Source organism: Mesorhizobium sp. M1A.F.Ca.IN.020.06.1.1 (assembly GCF_004023265.1).
GTDB lineage: Bacteria > Pseudomonadota > Alphaproteobacteria > Rhizobiales > Rhizobiaceae > Mesorhizobium.
The window spans coordinates 1-2491 of record NZ_RZSR01000889.1 but is presented as its reverse complement, the minus strand read 5'-3'; the positions used below and the strand labels follow the sequence as shown (position 1 = coordinate 2491).

Annotated in this window: 3 protein-coding genes and 1 pseudogene; all 4 read right to left on the bottom strand. The window is 67.1% G+C overall.

Going from position 1 to position 2491, the window contains the following annotated elements:
- A pseudogene (locus EOA60_RS28575) lies at nucleotides 1–282 on the bottom strand (molybdopterin molybdenumtransferase MoeA); the annotation flags it as partial.
- A gap of 1 nt (nucleotide 283) precedes the next feature.
- On the bottom strand, nucleotides 284–763 hold the full coding sequence (moaC, locus tag EOA60_RS28570; protein WP_095825377.1) for a cyclic pyranopterin monophosphate synthase MoaC: 480 nt from the start codon (nucleotides 761–763) through the stop codon (nucleotides 284–286).
- 2 nt (nucleotides 764–765) lie between these two features.
- Nucleotides 766–1581: an indole-3-glycerol phosphate synthase TrpC gene (gene trpC / locus EOA60_RS28565; protein WP_206522094.1), complete on the bottom strand. Its 816-nt coding sequence runs from the start codon at nucleotides 1579–1581 to the stop codon at nucleotides 766–768.
- Between the two features lies 1 nt (nucleotide 1582).
- Nucleotides 1583–2491: anthranilate phosphoribosyltransferase (trpD, locus tag EOA60_RS28560; RefSeq protein WP_128312277.1), on the bottom strand; the 909-nt coding region annotated here is incomplete at its 5' end.

Here is a 2491-nt window from a genome sequence, read left to right as displayed (position 1 = left end):
GATGCGCACGGCCTCGCCCTTGCCGACAGAGCCGGTGAAGCCACGCCCGGCGGGCGCCATGCCGATCACGGAGAGCCGCGCCGGCGCCGAGGCTACGTCGGCGGCCCGCACGGCATAGCCGTCCATCGCCGACGCATTGAAGGGCGGCTGGGTGCGCAGAGCCACCACGGGGTCGGCCAGCACCCGACCGGACGCGTCGGCCAGCGGCACGCTTTCGCCTGGCAGCGCGGTCGCGCCGTCCAACAGGCGTTGGAGCGCCTCGGCGACCGGAAGCAAAGCCATGCTAAGGACCTACCTTGTAGTCGCCCGACTTGCCGCCGGTTTTCTCGACCAGCCTGATGCCGGAAATCGCCATGGCGCGGTCCGCTGCCTTGGCCATGTCGTAGATGGTGAGGCAGGCAACCGACGCCGCGGTCAGCGCCTCCATTTCGACCCCGGTCTTGCCGGTAACCCTGGCAAGCGCGGTGACCCTCAGGCCGGGAAGCGCGCGATCGGGCTCGATCTCGACGGCAACCTTGGTGAGAAGGAGGGGATGGCAAAGCGGGATGAGCTCATGCGTCTTCTTGGCCGCCATGATGCCGGCGAGGCGCGCCGTGCCAAGCACGTCGCCTTTCTTGGCGTCGCCGGCCAGGATCATCTCCAGCGTTTCCGGCTGCATGGTGACATACCCTTCGGCGATGGCCGTGCGCGTCGTCTCGGCCTTGCCGCCGACATCGACCATGTTGGCTTCGCCCTTGGCGCCGAGATGCGTAAGCGCGGGCATCCTCAAACGGCCTCGGCCGGCGCCTTGCCCGTCAGCAGAAGGGCGGTCGCGGCGGCCACGTCGGCCTGCCGCATCAGGCTTTCGCCAACGAGGAAGGTGCCGATCTTGCTCTTTTCCAGCCGGCGGCAGTCCTGATGGGTGAAGATGCCGCTCTCGCTGACCAGCAGCCGGTCGTCCGGGACCATGGCGGCAAGCCTCTCGGAAACGTCGAGGCTGGTTTCGAAGGTTCTCAAATCGCGGTTGTTGATGCCGATCAGCCGCGACGAGAGGCGAAGCGCGCGTTCCATCTCCTGTTCGTCATGCACCTCGACCAGCGCGTCCATGCCGAGATCGAAGGCCGTGACTTCCAATTCACTGGCCAAGGCGTCGTCGACGCTCGCCATGATGATGAGGATCGCGTCCGCGCCCCAGGCGCGGGCTTCATGAACCTGATACGGGTCGAAGAGGAAATCCTTGCGCAGGGCGGGCAGGCCAACGGCGGCGCGCGCTGCGGTCAGAAAGCCGGGCGCGCCCTGGAAGGACGGTGCGTCGGTCAGCACCGAAAGACAGGCAGCACCGCCTTGCTGATAGGCCCTGGCGAGCGCCGGCGGGTCGAAGTCGGCGCGGATCAAGCCCCTGGAAGGGCTGGCCTTCTTGATCTCCGCAATCAGCGCGAAGCCGCCGGCCTTCCGCTTGGCCTCAAGCGCCGCAAGGAAGCTGCTCGGGGGTTCCGCATCCTTGGCCTTCGCCTTGACCTCGGCAAGCGGCGCGCTGAGCTTTGCGGCGGCGATCTCATCGCGCTTGTAGGCTTCTATCTTGCGCAGGATATCGGACAAAATTCTAACCGTTCGAAATCTCGATGAGCTTGTCGAGCACCGCGAGCGCCCGGCCGCTGTCGATGGCCTGCGCTGCTGCCTCGATGCCATCGCCGAGCGTCGTCGCCTTGCCGGCCACCACCAGCCCGGCGCCGGCATTCATCAGCACGGTGTCGCGATAAGCGCCGGCAGCGCCGCCCAGCATATCGCGCAATGCCTTGGCATTGTAGGCCGCTTCGCCGCCGCGCAGATCCTCTTTGTTATGCCGCTTCAGTCCGACCGCTTCCGGAGTGAGGGTAAAGGTGCGGATCTCGCCGCCGGCGAGCTCTGCGACCTGCGTCTCGCCCGTGGTGGTGATCTCGTCATAACCGTCGCCGTGCACGATCCAGGCATGATCGGTACCCAGCGCCTTCAGCGTCTCAGCCACCGGCATGATCCATTCGGGCAGGAAGACGCCAACCATCTGCCGGCCGACGCCGGCTGGATTCGACAGCGGCCCGAGCAGATTGAAGATGGTGCGCGTGCCGAGCTCGCCCCGGACAGGACCGACATGCTTCATCGCCGGATGATGCGCTGGCGCGAACATGAAGCCGACGCCGGCCTCCTGGATGCAGCGGCCGATCGTCTCCGGTGCGATGTCGACCTTGACGCCGAGGGCCATCAGCACATCCGCCGCGCCGGTCAGCGAGGACAGGCCGCGATTGCCGTGCTTGGCCACCGGAACACCCGCGGCGGCGATGACGAATGCCGATCCGGTCGAAATGTTCACCGAGTGCGAATTGTCGCCGCCGGTGCCGACGATGTCGATGGCGCCGCGCGGGGCTTCGACGCGGAGCATCTTGGCGCGCATCGTGGCGACCGCGCCGGAGATCTCGCTCACGGCTTCGCCGCGCACGCGCAACGCCATCAGGAAGCCACCGATCTGCCCCGGCGT